A 17,347-nucleotide genomic window follows, 5' to 3' on the forward strand; every position below is an offset into this window, starting at 1 on the left:
ATTACGAACCCCGTGCGCAATCGGCGTTGACGGTGCAAAGCCGGTGTCGCGCATCAGATCCGAGACATCCGCGAACGTTTCCAAAACGTCTCCCGGCTGCATCGGCAGCAATTCTTTGACCGCCGTCCGACCCAGCTCCTGCTCCAGAAGTCCGACGACATGCATCAGTTCTTCCGGATGGTGGTTGCCGACATTGTAGACCTTAGACGGCGCATTTGCGGCAGCCGGGTCATCCGCGGGCACCTGATCAATCAGCTTGGACACCACGCGGGTGACATCGTCAATATAGGTGAAGTCGCGACGCATTTTGCCATGGTTAAAGAGCCGGATCGGCCGATCGGCCATGATGGCGTTCACGAACAGAAACATGGCCATATCGGGCCGACCCCAGGGGCCGTAGATGGTAAAGAAGCGCAGGCCCGTGACCGGCAGCCGATAGAGATGGCTGTAGGACTGCGCCATCACCTCGTTCGCCTTCTTGGTCGCGGCGTAGAGGCTCACGGGATGGTCGGTCCGGTCCTGCACGGCAAATGGCAGTTTTGTGTTGGCGCCATAAACGGAGGATGACGAAGCGTAGACGAGATGACGACAGCCATTGTGCCGGCAGCCCTCCAGTATGTTGAGAAAGCCCTGGAGATTGGAATCGGCGTAGGCGTGCGGCTGCTCGATCGAATAGCGCACGCCGGCCTGGGCCGCGAGATGCACGACTTTGGCAAATCGGTGTCGCGCAAACAGCGCCGCGATGGTCTCGCGGTCGGCGAGATCGGCCTCGACGAAGGAGAAACGGGAATCCCCGCGCAACAGCGCAAGGCGCGCCTGTTTCAACGCCGGGTCGTAATAGCCGTTGAGATTGTCGAGCCCGACGACGGGCCGGCCCTCGCTCAGAAGCTGCCGGGCGACGTGAAAGCCGATGAAACCGGCCGCACCCGTAATCAAAATCGCCTGATCCGTCATTCTGTTCCCGAGAAATCCTTCGCCCGTGAGGCCTCTTTAGCGGGGAGCGCAATAGCTCCGCCACCCTGCATGAGGCTGTTCATGAGAACTCTTAATAACCGCTATTGCAAGATCGACGCCAAAACCATACCAAAGCGGCCGAATTCGGCGCCTCGCGTCGGGTGGTTTCAAATCCCTTGTTCACGCGGGCGAAATGCGCCGAATCCTGCTGTCGACGGCCAAGATCCTGATTTCCGGAGCGCTGCTCTATTTGGCGCTGCGCAAGGTCGATCTGTCCGAACTGTTTTCGCGTTTCACCGTGACCAGCCTGTTCTGGATCGGCCTGGCAATCGCGATCACGTTCCTGCAAATCTTCGTCGGCGTGCTGCGCTGGCGCGAGATCAGCGCGGAATGCGGCGCGCCGCTCGAGCTCGGCCGGGCCATGCGCTACAACGTGATCGGATCGTTCTTCAACCAGACCCTGCCGTCGGCGATCGGCGGCGATGCGGTCCGGCTCTGGCTCGTCGCGCGCGCGGGCGCCGGCTGGCGCGCTGCGACCTACTCGATCTTCGTCGACCGCGCGATCGGTTTGATCGCGCTCGCGATCATCATCGTCGCGAGCCTGCCCTGGAGCTACGCCCTCATCGCCGATCCGCACGGGCGCTCGGCGCTGCTGCTCGTCGACCTCGCGGCGCTCGCGGGTGGTCTCGGCTTCCTGGTCTTCGGCGCGCTGAAATGGCACTGGCTGAAGACCTGGTGGGCCACGCATCACATTCACGCCTGTGCCGTGATCGCCAACCGCGTGATCTTCAGCCGCTCGCGCGGACCGGCGGTCGTGATCCTGTCGCTCGCCGTGCATGTGCTGGCCGTCGTGGTCGCCTGGTGCGTCGTGCAGTCGATCGCGGCGCCGGTCGGCTTCAGCGACGTCTTTATGCTCGTACCGCCGGTGATGCTGATCACGATGATGCCGATCTCGATCGCCGGCTGGGGCGTGCGTGAAGCCACCATGGGCCTCGCGTTCGGCTTCGCGGGACTTGCCACCAACGAGGGCGTCAACGTCTCGCTCCTGTTCGGCGCCGTGTACTTCATCGTCGGCGCAATCGGCGGCCTGGTCTGGATCCTCAGCGCGGAGAAAGCCGCGCAGGGGTCGGCGCCGCTCGGGGTGCCGGAGTGAACGCGGCCGTTGACGCGCTCGGCGCCCTACCCTCGCTGCTTGCCGTTGCCATTGCCGCGCTGGTGTCGGCCGCCATCACCTGGACCAGCCGCCCCCTGCTCCAGCGCTACGCATTGGCGCGCCCCAACGCGCGGTCCTCGCATCGTATCCCGATCCCGCAGGGTGCGGGCATCGCGGTAATCGCCGCGACGCTGCTGGTCGCATCAGCCTGGGCCGCCTGGGCGAACGTCGCGATTCCACCCGCGCTGATCGCTGCGACGATCCTGATCGCCCTGGTCGGATTTGCCGACGACATCGTGTCGCTGCCGGTGCTCGTGCGCCTCGTGCTGCAGGCCGCCGCGGTCGGCGCCGTCGTGTTCACCGCGCCCGAGACGGCGCGCATCGCACCGGCGCTGCCGCTGGCGCTGGAGCGCGGCCTCATCCTGCTGGCGGGCGTGTGGTTCGTGAACCTCGTCAACTTCATGGACGGGCTCGACCTGATGACGGCGGCGGAAGTCGTGCCCGTCACCGCGGCGCTGCTGCTGCTGGGACTGCTCGGCGATTTGTCGTGGCCGGCCGCGCTGATCGCCGCGGCGCTGTGCGGCGCGGTGCTCGGCTTTGCGCCGTTCAACAAGCCGCTCGCAAAAGTCTTCCTGGGCGATGTCGGCAGCCTGCCGATCGGCCTTTTGCTCGGATGGTGCCTGCTCGAGCTCGCCTGGCACGGACAAGCCGCCGCAGCGCTGCTGCTGCCGGCCTATTACCTCGCGGATGCCACCATCACGCTGTTTCGCCGCATCGCGCGCCGCGAACAGTTCTGGTCGGCGCATCGCTCGCACTTCTACCAGCGCGCCACCGACAACGCCTTCACGGTCCCGCAAGTGATTCGCGAAGTGTTCGTGCTCAACCTCGTGCTGGCATTGCTTGCCATCGTCACCGTGCGCGCCGGCGCGATCGCGATCACGCTTCTCTCCCTGCTCGCCGGCGCGATCGCGATCGGATTCGTGCTGCGGCGTTTCTCCCGCACTCAGGCGTCCTGAGCCGACAGCGCCAGCCGCAAGCCCTCGTCGAGAGAGACCTGCGGCTGCCAGCCGGTTGCGGTCACCTTGGCGAGGTTGAGCTCAAGCGAGCCGATCAGGCTGTCATGCGTATCCTGCCGGCCCATCACGCTCAGCAGTGTTGAGAGCAGGTCCGGCGGCATGCCGAACAGCCGCGAGTTCTTGCCGGCAGCTTTCGCCAGCCGCTCGATGAATTCGGGCGTGGAGACCTGCTCCTTGTCGGCCACCAGGAAGATCTCGTAGTTGCTCGTGGGATCGGGATGGGAGAGCCGGCGCAGGATGAACGACGACAGGTTCTGCACGGCAAGGAAGGCGCGGTGATTGTGGATCGCGGCAAAGGGCAGCGGCAGCCCGAGGTTCACGGCACGCGTCAACAGCGCGAAATTGCCCTTGGCGCCCGCACCATAGACCAGCGGCGGCCTGATCACCGAGATCTTCATGGCGCTGTCGCGCGCCAGCGTCTTCAAGCCCGCCTCGGCCGCGGCCTTGGACATGCCATAGAGGCCGCGCGGCGTCAGGATATCGTCCTCGCTGAACGGCGCGCGGCCCTCGTTGCTGCGGCCGTGCACGAGAACTGTGCTGACGAAGATGAACTGGCGCACGCCGGCCGTCGCCGCGCTGCGCGCCAGGTGCAGCGTGCCGGCAATGTTGACGTTGCGGTAGAGCTGGACCGCATGCTCCTCGTGCTTGTGATGCACGCGCGCGGCGAGATGGACCACCGCGTCGACGCCTTGAAGCGCGGCCTGCCAGTCGGTCTCGGGGCCAATCGTCTCGATCACGACCTCGTCGTCCATGCCTTCCGGGCTGCGCACCGCGCGGCGGACCGACCATCCCTGGCGCGCCAGCGCGGGCACGACATGACGGCCGACGAAACCGCTCGCCCCCGTCACCAGTACGACTGGCTTGGGCTCGTTCATCGTTGCTCCGCCAGTTCGGGGTTGCGCAGCAATTCGTCGACCACGGCGGCATAGGCGTTCATCGCGGTGACGCGATCGAACTTCGCTGCCGCCTTCACCGCGCGCTCCGCAATAGTGACATCGTCGGAGCGAGACGCCGCGCGGATCGCCTCGGCCAGTTGATCGGCACGGCCCGGCGTCACGACCCAGCCCAGCCCGTTCTCCACCACCGTCAACGCGGCCTCGGCCTCCGGCTCGGAGACCAGCACCACGGGACGGCCAACCGCCAGCAGATTGTAGAACCGGCTAGGCACCGACACTCCCGCAACGTCCTTCCGGTATGGAATGATCCAGAGATTGGCCGCCGCCAGGAATGCCTCGAGCTCGGCATTCTCGACCCGCGCCACGAAGGAGACATTGGGCAAGTTCGCGTCGGCCTGCAACTGCGTCAGCCGCTCGAAGCCGATGCCCCAGCCAGAGAGCAGGAAGTGGATGTTCGAATCGTCTTTCAAAAGGCGCGCCGCCTCGAACACGATCTCCGGATCGTGGGTGAAGCCGAGATTTCCCGACAGGCCGACAATGAAACGCGCGCGATGCGCCTTGCGGAACGGATTGTCCGCCGTCACCGGGCGGGGTGCGGGCGCGAGCGTCGCCCAGTTCGGGATGAAGCGGATCTTGTTCCGCGTCATGCCGGAATAGCTCAGCAGCGGCCGCTCCGCATCGCGGCCGATGGTGATGACGGCATTGAGCGCGCGGAACATCAGGCTGTTGGCGGCGCGCATCGTCATGGCCACGATCGAACCGGGCTTGAGCAGGCCCGCCATCACCAGCACGTCGGGGAAGAGGTCGTGCATGATCAGCGCCGAGCGCGCGCCCTTCAGCCTTGCCGCCGCCGCGACCGCATAAGGCAGCATGAACGGCGCGGTGACGGTGAGCACGACGTCACCTCGCCTCAGCTCCCGTGTCAACGCCAGGAATATGCGCGCCGCGAACAGCAGCTCGGAGGCGCCGCGCCGCACCAGCGCCGCCTTGCCCGCGATACGGTTCTTGACGGCGACGACGCGCGGCTTGCCGGGCCCGGTCAGCGACGCCGGCAGCGCGCCTGATGAGCCCGACAGCACCACGACCTCGTGATCCCCGGCGATGCGGCAGGCGATCTCGGCCATGATCGCCGCCGTCGTGCTGGGATCAGGCGGGTAATGCTGGCTCGCGACGACGATCTTGCCTCGAGGCTGCATGGTCAGGCCGCGGTCGACCCGAATTCCGGAACCGCGTCCTTCAGGATGGTCCTGATGGTGGCGCGATCGTCGCGCGCGATCGCCTGCTCCAACGCCGCAATCCATTTGCGCAGCGTCTGCATCGGCGGCTCGTTCGGCTGCGCGGCCATGATGCCGGCGACGCCGATCTCGCGGGTCGGCTCCTCGGAGGCGAACAGGATTTCGTGCAGGCGTTCGCCGGGCCGCATGCCCGTGAACACGATTTCGATGTCGTAGCCGGGCTGCAAGCCCGAGAGGCGGATCATGCGCTCGGCCAGATCGACGATCTTCACCGGCTGGCCCATGTTGAGCACGTACACCGACACGTCCGAACGCTGTGTTCCGAGCGCATGCGTTGCCGCCGTGATGACGAGATCGCAGGCCTCGCGAATGGTCATGAAGTAACGGACCATGTCGGGATGCGTGACCGTCACGGGGCCGCCGGCATCGATCTGGGCCTTGAACTTCGGCACCACCGAGCCGTTCGACGCCAGCACATTGCCGAACCGGACCGAGATCAGCCGCATCGACCGCCTTGCGCCGCCGTGACCTGCCGCAAGATCATGGTCGAGCGCCTGGCAATACATCTCGGCGAAGCGCTTGGTGAGGCCGAGCATCGACACCGGCTCGATCGCCTTGTCGGTCGAGATCATCACCATGGCTTCGGCGCCGGCACTGTGCGCGGCATCGGCAACGTTGATCGAGCCGAAGATATTGGTTTTGACGCCCTCGCTCCAGTCGCGCTCGAGGATCGGCACGTGCTTGAGCGCGGCGGCATGGAACACGATGTCCGGCTTGAAGTCGGCCATCAGGCGCATGATGCGCTCACGGTCGCGAATGTCGGCGATCCGCCCTTCGATCGAAGCAGCCGTGCCGCGCGCCGCGAGCGCTTCCGTGATCGCGTAGAGCGCGGGCTCGGAATTTTCTACGATCAGGAGGCGCGCGGCGCCGAACGCGACGACACGCTCGCAGATCTCGGAACCGATCGAGCCGCCCCCGCCGGTGACGATCACCGCCTTGCCCTCGATCAGGGCCTCGAGCCGCGCATAGTCGATCGTCTCGCTCGGCCGCAGCAGCAAGTCCTCGACGGCGACGGCGGTGAGCCGCGGCGTGTCGCCGCTCTCGAGCGAGGGCATGCGGCTCACGATCACGCCGAGCTTGCGCGCCCGCATCAGGATCGATTCGGGATGGGCCTCTGGCTCGAATGCCGTCGGCGTCATCACCACGCGCGCGATCGGCTTGCCGCGCTTGGCGAAGTCGGCGACGACATCCTCGATGTCATCGACGCCACCCAGAACCGGGACGTTGCGGATGGACTGGCCGCGATCGGAACTCGACGGCGACAGCACGCCGACCGGCCAGATGCGCTTGATCGCCCCGCTCTCGATTCCGCGCAACAGCACCTCGGCATCCGCGGCGCGGCCGATCAGCAGCGTCGGCGCGGCATCCCCGATGCGGGCCTGACGCCGCACCCGCGTATAGCGGAAATAACGGTAGGCCATGCGCAACGCGCTGAGGAAGGAGATCTCGATGAACCAATAGAGGACGATCGTCACCTTGCCGAGGAAGAAGGCGCCGCGGACGTTGGGGGCGACGAAGATGTAATCGAGCACCAGGAGCGCAACCGTCAGCACGGTCGCGACGCGGATGATGTTCAGCGCGTCGGGCAGTGAGATGAAGCGCCATTTCGTCGTGGTCAGGTTGAAGACGAAGAACACGACCACGCTGAAGGCGAGGAAATAGGGCAGGATCTGGATCAGCAGCGGCAGGCGGTCGAAGAAACCTTCGCCGCCCTCGAAGCGCAGATAGAAGGCAGCGAACAGCGCCGCCGTGGTCGCCAGCAGGTCGTGGAGCGCGATGAAGAAATTGCGCAAGGTGAGATGCGAAAGACGCGTCATCCGCTGACCGATGAAAATCCAGTTAGGTGCAACCTGACCGCGCTGATAACCCATCTCGGCAAGACATGCCAGTCAAGGCTTGCCAGTCAAGGCTTGCTGCTCAACACGCGGCCGTTCAGGAACCGGCTTCCGCCGCCTTCGTCTCGGCCTGCTGGGCCCGAATCACCATGCCGCCGGCAACGCCGACACCGATGACGTACATCCAGCCCTCGTGGAAGTCGAACAGATGGGAATTGAACAGCGAGGTGAAGACGTTCTGGACCACGACCAGGAGGCCGACCCAGTTTGCCAGCCCGTCGCCGCGAAACAACAGCAGATGCAGAATCCAGATGGCGTAGAGAACGACAATTCCGATGATGCCCCATTGCACGGCAACGTTCAGCGTCTGGTTATGCGGGTTGCCGATCACCTCGGATGATGCCTGGTACAGGCCGACGCCCGGCGTCGCGGCCCGCTCGAACAATCCGCGCGTCGAGCCCGTGCCGTGCCCCTTGATCGGCGCCTCCGCAAAGAAGCCAAGGGATTTCCGCCAGAATTCGAGCCGCAAGCCGGCCGAGGTCGGCGCGCCGTTTTCCACATAGCGTGTGTAGTCGCTGGCAAAGCTGTCGGCGGTCTTGCGCAATTGCGGCGAGGCCTGCCAGGCGAGAACCGCGCCCACGAGCAGGGCGGCGGAGATGATCGCGATGCTGCGCCATTTCAGATGAAGCAACGCGAACACACCGAACATGATCGGAACAGTGACGAGCGCAGTGCGCGACACCACCACGAAGGCCATGTTGACGAAGAAGCTGAGCGCAAGCGCCGTGAGCAGCCCGGCGATCCAATAGCGCTTCCGGCGCAGCAACTGCACGATCGGATAGGCGAGCGCGACCGCGCAGAGCGCGAACTCCTGACTCTGGTCGATGTAGTTCTTGACAAAGATGCCGCGTTCGACGCGGTCCGACTTGAGCGCGAGGTCGGGGTAGAAGGCGACGAGCCAGGACATCACCGACAGCAGCGCGCACGACGCCAGGAACGCGACAAACACCCAATGTCCGCGCGGCGAGCGCGCAAAGTGATAGAGCAGGATCGGCAGCACCAGCAGCTTGACGGTCGGATTGACCGCGTAGAAGCGCGCGCCCCAGGCCGCGTCCGACCACAGCGTCCCCACCAGTGCGAGCAGGACCAGCGCAATCGGCGCCGCGCAGATCGGACGCTTGAGCGATTGCAGGAACTCGCGGATGTCGAGAAACGGCGCCATGCAGAGCAGCATCAAAACATTGAAGATCGCCGCAAGCGACGTCGACCATGGCAGCGAGGCCGCAGTCAGGATCGCGAACAGATCAACCGTCTCGGACCAGGCCGCCGGACTGCGCAGACGCCGCCACAGCACCTGGCCGGTCGTCTCCCCCGCGAGCGTCGTCACTTGCCCTCTCCGCGCGCGCGATGAACCAGCGCCGTCGTGCTGAAGCCCCGGAGGATGTCGACCAGCACGACCGTCCCGCCCGCGGCTTCGACGACCTCATGGCCGACCACCTGCTCGCGGGTGTAGTCGCCGCCCTTCACCAGCGCGCTCGGCTTGATGCGGGTGATGAGGTCGATCGGCGTATCCTCCTCGAAGATCACGACGAGATCGACGGCTTCGAGCGCCGCCAGCACTTCCGCACGCGCCCGCTCGTCCTGAACGGGCCGATCCGCGCCCTTCAGCCGCCGCACCGATGCGTCGCTGTTGAGGCCCACGATCAGGCGGTCGCAGGCGGCGCGCGCCGCCGTCAGCACCTTGACGTGACCGGGATGCAGGATGTCGAAGCAGCCATTGGTGAAGCCGATGCGCTGGCCTTGGCTCTTCCATTCCACAAGCTGCGTGTCGAGCGTATCAGGCTCGAGCACGATCTTCTCCTCAGCCGCGAGATAGGCATGCGGCAATATCCTTCGCTTCAGCTCGGCCGTGCTCACGGTGGCGGTGCCCTGCTTGCCGACGGCGACGGCGGCGGCGGCACTGGCCATGCGCAGGGCCGTATCCCAGTCCGCGCCCGTGGCGAGCGACACCGCGAGCGCTGCGGCAACGGTGTCACCGGCGCCGGAGACGTCACGCACTTTCACCGGGAACGCCGGAACATGAACGGCCTCGCCGTTGCGCGGCACCAGCGTCATGCCGTGCTCGCCTTGCGTGACCAGGATCGCCTCGCAATCGGCGAGCCGCATCACGTCCTCGCTTGCATCGACGATGCTTTGTGAAGTGTCGGCGCGGCTTCTGGTCGCCTCCGAAAATTCCTTGCGATTGGGCGTGAGGAGCGTCGCGCCGCGATAGATCGCCCAATTGAGATTCTTCGGATCGACGATCACGGGCTTGCCGAGCTTTCGCGCGGCGTCGATGGTGTGGCGGATCACGCGGGCGGTCAGCACGCCCTTGGCATAGTCGGAGAGCAGCACGATGTCGGCGCGCGCGATCTGCGGCAGGATCGCTTCGATCAGCCTGGTCTCGATCGTATCGGAGGCAGGCTGTGCCTGCTCCCAATCCGCACGCAGCATGTGCGTGGAAAAATGCTCGGAGACGAAGCGGACCTTTCGCGTGGTCGGGCGCGAGGGATCGCACACCAGCACGCTTTCGATTGCACCCTGCTCCGCAAGCGCCGAGGCGAGCTGCCTGCCCGCATCGTCCTCGCCGACGAGGCCGACGAAAATGCAGCGCGCGCCGAGGGAAGCGACGTTGCGCGCGACATTGCCGGCACCGCCGATATGGATCTCGCTGCGCTGTGCCGCGAGGACCGGCGCCGGCGCTTCCGGCGATATCCGCGACACCTCGCCATAGACGAACTCGTCCAGCATGATGTCGCCGATGCACAGCACCGTGCGGCCTGAGATGGCTTGCGCGAGGGCATCGAAATCGAGAATGGGCGTCGGCATGGTGATGGGCCTCAGCGGAAGCGGTCGGGCCGGTCGAGGTAATCCCCGACATAGGCCTTCACCGCGTCCTCGAGCGTCGTGAAACCACCATTATAGCCGGCGCAATGGAGGCGATCGACCTCGCTCTGGGTGAAGTATTGGTAGCTGCCGCGGATCTGCTCGGGCATGTCGATATATTCGATGTTGGGCCTCGCGCCGAGCGCGGAATAGGCCGCGAGCATCAGATCCCTGAAGCTGCGTGCCTTGCCGGTGCCGACGTTGAAGATGCCGAACACCGACGGCGTCGCCAGCAGCCACATGACGACGCGCACGACGTCGTCGACATAGATGAAATCGCGGCGCTGATCGCCGTCGGCGATGCCCTCGCGATGCGACTTGAACAATTGCACGACGCGGCCCGCTTTGACGTCGTCAAAGCGGCGCGCCAGCACGCTCATCATCGAGCCCTTGTGGTATTCGTTGGGGCCGAACACGTTGAAGAATTTCAGGCCGGCCCATTGCGGCGGCAGCTTCTCGCCGTTCGCCGCGCGCTCGGCGACGGCGAGATCGAACAGGTGCTTGCTCCAGCCGTAGAGATTCATCGGCCGCAGTTTTTTCAGCGCAGGCACAGAGCTGTCGTCGTCAAATCCTGCCTCGCCGTCGCCATAGGTCGCCGCCGAGGAGGCGTAGATCAACGGCACCGCATTCGCCGTGCACCAGTCCAGGAGGCGCATCGACAGGCGGAAGTTGGTCTCGAATACGAGATCGCCGTCTGTCGCGGTGGTCGCGGAAATCGCCCCGAGATGGATCACGGCATCGAGCTTGCGGCCCTTCAGCCAGTCCGGCAGCTCAGCCGGCGGCACGATATCCACAAGCTGCCGCTTGGCGAGATTGCGCCATTTGCCGTCGTTGCCGAGGAAATCACAAACCACGACGTCGCTACGGCCGGCCTCGTTCAGCGCGGCGACGACATTCGATCCGATAAAACCGGCCCCGCCGGTCACCAGCAACATTCCAACTTCCCCGCCAGATTTCGCCTGCCCGAAGTTTTGCGGCCCGGTCCTGCCCTAGCGCATGATCCGCCAAAGTGTAAGCGGTTTTGGGATTGCCGCTCCTGCCGGCTTTACCTGCCGGCCCGGAGCGGCTAACCGAACCGCCACATCAGCGAACCCACGGTCCAATATAACGAATGAACAAAGATTCGCAATTTGGCGGAGATACAGATCGGAGCGACACCCGCCCGATCCTGATCGTCCCGTACATGTGGATCGGCGATTTCGTCCGGAATCACACCGTGGTGCGGGTCCTGAAGGAGCGCTGGCCCAACCGGCCGATCGATCTCCTGACGACATCCCTGTGCGCTCCTCTGGTCGACTACATGCCCGGCGTGCGCGAGGGCGTCGTCTGGGACCTGCCGCGCAGCCAACTCGCCGTGGGCCGCCAGCTCGGCTTGGCGAAGCTCCTGCGCGAGCGGAACTACGGCACCGCCCTGGTGCTGCCCCGGACCTGGAAGGCGGCCATTGCACCCGCTTTGGCCGGGATTCCGGAAAGGGTCGGCTTCGTCGGCGAATTCCGGTTCGGCCTGCTCAACCGTTGGCGCTGGGGCGAAAAGAAACTGCCCCGCTTCATCGACAAGAACGCCGCCCTCGCCCAGCCCGACGGCGCCCCCCTGCCGGCGGAATGGCCGGTGCCGCAATTGCGGGTCCCGACCGAGGATATCGTCCGCTGGCGGCAGGCCAACGGCCTCAGCGCGGGCGCGGCCGTAGCGCTGGCCCCCGGCTCGGTCGGGGTGTCAAAGCGCTGGACCCACTATCCCGAGGCCGCCCGCTTGCTGGCCGCGCGCGGCTTTGAGGTCTGGGTGGTCGGCGGCCCCGGGGAAAAGGGCCTGGCCCAGGAGATCGTCGCGGCCGGCGGCCCGGGCGTCCGGGACCTCACCGGCAACGACCTCCGCAACGGCGTCCTCGCCATGGCCGCCGCGGGCGTCGCCATCTCCAACGATTCCGGCCTGATGCACATCGCGGCCGCGCTGGGGACGCCCACCATGGGCATCTTCGGCCCGACCAGTCCCTACCTCTGGGCGCCCCTCAACGGCCTTGCCGCGACCGTGGTCCAGGACAAGAGCGTGCTGTCGTGCCAACCCTGCCAGAGCACGATCTGCCGGATGAACGACCACCGCTGCATGAGGGATATTGCGGCGAACGAGGTGGTGGCGATTGCGGAGAGGGTGCTGGGTGCGGCTGGGATGCGGACCATGACCTGAAGGCCGTCGAGGCTGCGCCGACGATGACATCATGCCGGTGTTTTGCCCGACGAGTCAAAACCATTTCGTAAAATCAGTAACACGTGACGCTAGCCGCCAAGCCATTGATTTCACTATCATCGGCTACCGTGCATGGGGTTGTTTTCGCGGTTTTTGTTTGCGGTCACGAAAGCGCCTGCTCAGAGCAGCGGCTGATAGACCTCGCCGATCCGCGCCGCTTCCGCATCGAGGCTGAATCGTTCGAGCACCCGTGCCCGCCCGCGCTCGCCCATAGCGACCGTGGTGGCCACATCGCGCATCAGCGGCTCCAGCGCCGCGGCCAGCGCATCGGCGTCACCGGTCGGGATCAGCACGCCGGTCACGCCATCCTCGACCACCAGCTCGGCCGCGCCGGCGCGCGCGGCGACCAGCGCGCTGCCGGCTGCCATCGCCTCGATCAGCGTCAGGCCAAAACCTTCGTTGCGCGAGGTGAAGGCGTAGATGGTCAGCCGCTGATACCAGCGCTGCACATGTTCGATCGGCAACTCGCCGGTGATGACGATGCGCGATTGCAGGCCGGCGGCCTCGATCCGCTTCTTCAGATCGTTCGCAAAAACAGTTTGCTCGGGCGTGACCTGTCCGACGATAACGGCGGTGAAATCCGGATAGCGCGGCAGCAAGCGGCACATCGCATCGACGAACAAATCGGTTCCCTTCTGCGAGCGCACGCGGCCGAAACAGCCGATCGCATAGCGGCCCGGCAGCGCAGCTTCCGCGAACGCGGCGGCGCGATCGAGCGGCAGCGCATAGACGTCAGTGTCGACGCCATGCGGGATCACCGTCGCCTGCACTTTCAGGAACGAGGCCGAAATATCTGATGTCGCGATGATCGCGTCCATGCGCCGGATCAGCCAGCGCGTGATCCAGCTATGGTGCCGCTGTGCTGCGGAGGTAAAGACCAGTTTCAACGGCCAGCCGAGCGCACGCAGCACGACGCCCGCGATCATCTCGTTGTTGCGCCGCGCATGCCAGATCAAAGGCTGCTTGCGGCGCCACAATTTCAGGAGATCTGCACTGCTCAGCCGCGCGATCCCCTCTGGCGCGTCGGAGCCGAACCAGCCGGCGCGAAACAGCTTTGCCAGCCGCGGCGCCACCATCCGGTTGGTCGCGGTGACCCCGGAATAGCGCCTGTGCAGATTTGGCACGATCACTTCGAGATCGCTCGGGGAATTCGCCACGTCACGCTCCGCTTCGTTGGCCCCCTATACGCAACATTAAGTATAGTGACCAGTTCAGCCGCGCCGATACCCCCTCTTCACCACGCAGACGTTAACTTGCAGCGTTGATGAAGACGGGTGAGACCATGACTGTGCTAGTCACCGGCGGCGCCGGCTATATCGGAAGTCACACGGTTCTGGCGCTGGCGGAAGCCGGCGAGGACGTCGTTGTGATCGACGATCTCTCCACCGGTTTCTCCGCGTATCTGCCCGAAGGCGTGCCGCTGTTCATTGGCGATGCCGGCGACGAGAACCTGCTCGAAGGCGTGATCGCCCAGCACAATATCGAGAGCATCATCCATTTCGCGGGCTCGGTGGTCGTGCCGGATTCGATGCGCGATCCGCTCGGCTATTACCGCAACAATTTCACGACCGCGCGCAATTTGCTCAATGTCGCAGTCAAGCGCGGCATCGACCGCTTTATCTTCTCCTCGACCGCGGCGGTCTATGGCGATCCGGACCAGGTGCCGGTGCCCGAGCATGCGCCGACACGGCCGCTGTCGCCCTACGGCTCGTCGAAGCTGATGACCGAGATCATGCTGCACGACGTCGCCGCCGCCTACGGCATGCAATACGTGACCTTGCGCTACTTCAACGTTGCGGGGGCCGATCCACAGTCGCGCATCGGGCTTGCCACCGTCGGTGCGACGCATCTGCTCAAGATCGCAGTGGAAGCCGCGACCGGCCAGCGCGCCAAGATCGACGTGTTCGGCACCGACTATCCGACCCAGGACGGCAGCTGCATTCGCGACTTCATCCACGTCACCGACCTGTCGCAGGCGCATCGCTCGGCGCTCGCGTACTTGCGCAACGGCGGCGCCTCGACGACGCTGAATTGCGGCTATGGCCGCGGCTATTCCGTGCTGGAGACCATCGATGCCGTGCGCCGGGTCTCAGGCCGCAGCTTCGCCGTGCAATACGCCCCGCGCCGGCCCGGCGACATCATGACCATGGTCGCCGACACCAGCCGCATCCGCGGCCTGCTCGACTGGAAGCCGCAATACGACGACCTCGAGACCATCGCGGCACATGCGCTGGCGTGGGAAGAGAAGCTGTTCCATGAGCGCCACGGCGAGCTCCGCCACGCCGCCTCGGCCTAGATTCCATCCGGGCGCAAGTCCTTAATTGGGCTTGAAAAGCGCGGCTTTAGCGGGCACAGAGGCCGTTCGATCCCTGACGCGCGGGCAGGCTTTTTTCCTGTGCCGTCAATGGACTACGGATGGCCCAGTTTCCAAAGAAAATCACCGACGATCCCTATGCGGCAGCGGTCCTCGTTCGCCGCCTTGTCACGGAACAAGGGGTCATCTACTGGCGGCGTTACCTCGTCGCCTTCGCGCTGATGGCGCTTGCCGCCGGATCGACCGCGGGCGCGACCTACGTGCTCGGCCAGGTCATCAACCAGGCCTATGTCGACAAGAACATCCCGGGCATCGCGATGTTCTCGGGCATCACGGTGATCCTGCTCTTCATCAAGGGCGTGGCGACTTACGGCCACATGGTGATCCTCACCAAGATCTCCAACGCCATCCTCGCCACCAACCAGCGCCAGCTGTTCGCCAAGCTGATGCGCGAGAGCGTCGGTTTCTTCTCCGAGCGGCATTCGTCGGAATTTTTGGCGCGGCTGACGGCCGGAGCAAAGTCCATCACCGATGTCCTCAACATGCTGGTCAACGCCGTCGGGCGCGACCTCATGATGCTGCTCGCCATGATCGGCGTGATGGTGTGGCAGGACCCGGTGATGTCGTTCATCGGCCTTGTCGTGGTGCCGCCAGCGATGCTGGTGCTGCGCAAGCTGGTCAAGCGCATCAAGGGCCTCGCCTATAACCAGTTCACCGGCACCGCCGACATCCTGGAGACGATGCAGGAATCGCTGCAAGGCATCCGCACGGTCAAGGCGTTCACGCTCGAAGACACCATGCAGAACCGCATCGACGAGAACATCGCGATCGTCGAGCGCAACGCCAACAAGATGGCCCGCGTCGCCAACCGCTCCAACCCGCTGATGGAGATGCTCGGCGGCTTCGCGGTCGCCGGCTGCCTGCTTTATGGCGGCTATAGCGTGGTCGCGCTCAACGCCACGCCCGGCGCGTTCTTCTCGTTCATGACCGCGTTCCTGATGGCGACCGAGCCCGCCAAGCGGCTGGCGCGGCTCAACATCGACCTCAACAGCCAGCTCGTCGGCGCCCGCATGCTGCTCGAAGTCGTCGACAGCCCCGCCAGCGAGCACTCCGACGACGACAAGCCGGCGCTGAAACTGTCGGATGCACGCATCGAGCTCAACGACGTCAGCTTCTCTTACCGGACCGGCGAGACCGTTCTCAACCGCATGAGTTTCGTTGCCGAGCCCGGCAAGGTCACCGCATTGGTCGGCCCCTCCGGCGGCGGCAAGTCGACCGTGCTGGCGCTGCTGCTGCGCTTCTACGAGGTGATTCAAGGGGACATCGTGATCGACGGCCAGTCGATCGGCTCGATCTCGCGCAAATCGCTTCGCGCACAGACCGCCTATGTCGGCCAGGACGTCTATCTGTTCCGCGACACCATCCGCAGCAACATCGCCTTCGGCCGGTCTGGTGCGACCGAAGAACAAATCATCGATGCTGCGAAAGCAGCCTGCGCACATGATTTCATCATGAGCTTCCCGCTCGGCTACGACACGCCGGTCGGCGAGCACGGCACGCAGCTGTCCGGCGGCCAGCGCCAGCGCATCGCGGTCGCGCGCGCGCTGATCAAGAACGCGCCGATCATCCTGCTCGACGAAGCCACAGCCGCGCTGGATTCCGAGTCCGAGCGGCAAGTGCAGGAGGCGATCGAGCATCTCTGCCGGAACCGCACCACCATCGTGATCGCGCACCGCCTACACACTATCATGCACGCGGATGCGATCCTGGTGGTCGAGGGCGGCGAGATCGTCGAGCAAGGCCGGCATGACGAGCTGCTCCGCCGCGGCGGACGCTACGCCTCGTTCTTCCGCCTGCAACATCACGACGCAGGCGCTCTGGCGCCGATCAGCGCAACCGCATAGAGTTCGTTTCACCCCAAGAGCAGCGAGACCGCTTCATGAACGCCGCCTCCTACGTCATCCCGCTTCCGACCCAGGCATCGCTTCCCGTCGTCGGGGAAAGCGGCCGTTATCCCGTGCGCCGCATCTGGTGTGTCGGCCGAAACTATCTCGAGCACATCCGCGAGATGGGCAACGACGAGCGCGCCCCGCCGTTCTTCTTCGCCAAGCACGCCGACATGCTGGTGCCCGACGGCGCCACCATTCCCTATCCGCCGCTGACCAAGGATCTCCATCACGAGGTCGAGCTGATCGTCGCGATGAAAAGCGGCGGGCTCAATATCCCTGCCGACAAGGCGCTCGACCACGTCTACGGCTACGCCGTCGGCATCGACCTCACCCGCCGCGACCTCCAGATTGCCTCGCGCAAGAAGGAGCGTCCGTGGGAGGTCGGCAAGTCGTTCGACGGCTCCGCCCCTTGCTCTGCGGTGCAGCCGGCATCGAAGATCGGCCATCCCGCCAAGGGCAAGATCTGGCTCACGGTCAACGGCAAGGAAGCGCAGCAGGGCGACCTTACCGAGTTGATCTGGAACGTGCCTGAAATCATCTGGCAGCTCTCGCAGCAGGTGAAGCTCGCCGCCGGCGACATCATCATGACGGGCACGCCGGCCGGCGTGTCGCAGCTTCAACCCGGCGACAAACTCGAATGCGGCGTCGATGGCGTCGGCACGCTGAAGGTGTCGATCGGCCAACCGGAGTAGGGCTTACGGCGGCTCG

The 17,347-nt window shown here is 65.2% G+C and carries 14 protein-coding genes; 6 read left to right on the forward strand and 8 right to left on the reverse strand.

Features of this window, described 5'->3' with window-relative positions:
* Window positions 1-954 (reverse strand): SDR family NAD(P)-dependent oxidoreductase (locus IVB27_RS11410; protein WP_247443623.1); only part of this gene is annotated, 954 nt, incomplete at its 3' end.
* Between the two features lie 193 nt (window positions 955-1,147).
* Here IVB27_RS11410 and IVB27_RS11415 point away from each other — a divergent pair.
* Window positions 1,148-2,107: a lysylphosphatidylglycerol synthase transmembrane domain-containing protein gene (locus IVB27_RS11415; protein WP_247443624.1), complete on the forward strand. Its 960-nt coding sequence runs from the start codon at window positions 1,148-1,150 to the stop codon at window positions 2,105-2,107.
* Complete coding sequence (locus IVB27_RS11420; protein WP_247443625.1) at window positions 2,104-3,123, forward strand: MraY family glycosyltransferase; 1,020 nt, start codon at window positions 2,104-2,106, stop codon at window positions 3,121-3,123. The genes IVB27_RS11415 and IVB27_RS11420 overlap by 4 nt, the downstream gene beginning before the upstream one ends.
* Here IVB27_RS11420 and IVB27_RS11425 read toward each other — a convergent pair.
* The 6 genes from IVB27_RS11425 to rfaD form a co-directional block, all read right to left on the reverse strand.
* Window positions 3,111-4,058 (reverse strand): NAD-dependent epimerase/dehydratase family protein, encoded by a 948-nt coding sequence (locus tag IVB27_RS11425; RefSeq protein ID WP_247443626.1) that lies wholly within the window; start codon window positions 4,056-4,058, stop codon window positions 3,111-3,113. The genes IVB27_RS11420 and IVB27_RS11425 overlap by 13 nt on opposite strands.
* Window positions 4,055-5,275 carry a glycosyltransferase family 4 protein gene (locus IVB27_RS11430; RefSeq protein ID WP_247443627.1) on the reverse strand — a complete coding sequence of 407 codons (1,221 nt, stop codon included), beginning with the start codon at window positions 5,273-5,275 and terminating at the stop codon, window positions 4,055-4,057. The genes IVB27_RS11425 and IVB27_RS11430 overlap by 4 nt, the downstream gene beginning before the upstream one ends.
* 2 nt (window positions 5,276-5,277) lie before the next feature.
* The gene (locus IVB27_RS11435; RefSeq protein WP_247443628.1) at window positions 5,278-7,191 is read right to left on the reverse strand and encodes a nucleoside-diphosphate sugar epimerase/dehydratase; all 1,914 of its coding nucleotides are present in this window, start codon (window positions 7,189-7,191) and stop codon (window positions 5,278-5,280) included.
* Between the two features lie 115 nt (window positions 7,192-7,306).
* Window positions 7,307-8,596 (reverse strand): O-antigen ligase family protein, encoded by a 1,290-nt coding sequence (locus IVB27_RS11440; protein WP_247443629.1) that lies wholly within the window; start codon window positions 8,594-8,596, stop codon window positions 7,307-7,309.
* Window positions 8,593-10,077 carry a D-glycero-beta-D-manno-heptose-7-phosphate kinase gene (rfaE1, locus tag IVB27_RS11445; protein WP_247443630.1) on the reverse strand — a complete coding sequence of 495 codons (1,485 nt, stop codon included), beginning with the start codon at window positions 10,075-10,077 and terminating at the stop codon, window positions 8,593-8,595. Before rfaE1 ends, IVB27_RS11440 begins: the two co-directional genes overlap by 4 nt.
* A gap of 11 nt (window positions 10,078-10,088) precedes the next feature.
* Window positions 10,089-11,069, reverse strand: coding sequence for an ADP-glyceromanno-heptose 6-epimerase (rfaD, locus tag IVB27_RS11450; protein WP_247443631.1), 981 nt, complete (start codon window positions 11,067-11,069; stop codon window positions 10,089-10,091).
* Window positions 11,070-11,245: 176 nt separating this feature from the next.
* Here rfaD and waaF point away from each other — a divergent pair, with 176 nt between their 5' ends.
* Entirely contained in the window at window positions 11,246-12,316 is a 1,071-nt protein-coding gene (gene waaF / locus IVB27_RS11455; protein WP_247443632.1) for a lipopolysaccharide heptosyltransferase II, read from the forward strand.
* A 179-nt stretch (window positions 12,317-12,495) separates the two neighbouring features.
* Here the strand turns inward: waaF and IVB27_RS11460 are convergent, their stop codons facing one another.
* Complete coding sequence (locus tag IVB27_RS11460) at window positions 12,496-13,533, reverse strand: glycosyltransferase family 4 protein (protein WP_247443633.1); 1,038 nt, start codon at window positions 13,531-13,533, stop codon at window positions 12,496-12,498.
* Between the two features lie 125 nt (window positions 13,534-13,658).
* On the opposite strand from IVB27_RS11460, the gene galE reads away from it, so the two are divergent.
* From galE to IVB27_RS11475, 3 genes are all read left to right on the forward strand, one after another.
* Window positions 13,659-14,672, forward strand: coding sequence for a UDP-glucose 4-epimerase GalE (gene galE / locus IVB27_RS11465; protein WP_247443634.1), 1,014 nt, complete (start codon window positions 13,659-13,661; stop codon window positions 14,670-14,672).
* A gap of 119 nt (window positions 14,673-14,791) precedes the next feature.
* Window positions 14,792-16,594, forward strand: a complete 1,803-nt coding sequence (locus tag IVB27_RS11470) for an ABC transporter ATP-binding protein (protein ID WP_247443635.1) — start codon at window positions 14,792-14,794, stop codon at window positions 16,592-16,594.
* Window positions 16,595-16,629: 35 nt separating this feature from the next.
* Window positions 16,630-17,331, forward strand: coding sequence for a fumarylacetoacetate hydrolase family protein (locus tag IVB27_RS11475; RefSeq protein WP_247443636.1), 702 nt, complete (start codon window positions 16,630-16,632; stop codon window positions 17,329-17,331).
* Window positions 17,332-17,347: the final 16 nt, after the last annotated feature.

Origin of the sequence: Bradyrhizobium sp. 197 (assembly GCF_023073375.1) — a bacterium.
Taxonomy (GTDB): domain Bacteria; phylum Pseudomonadota; class Alphaproteobacteria; order Rhizobiales; family Xanthobacteraceae; genus Bradyrhizobium.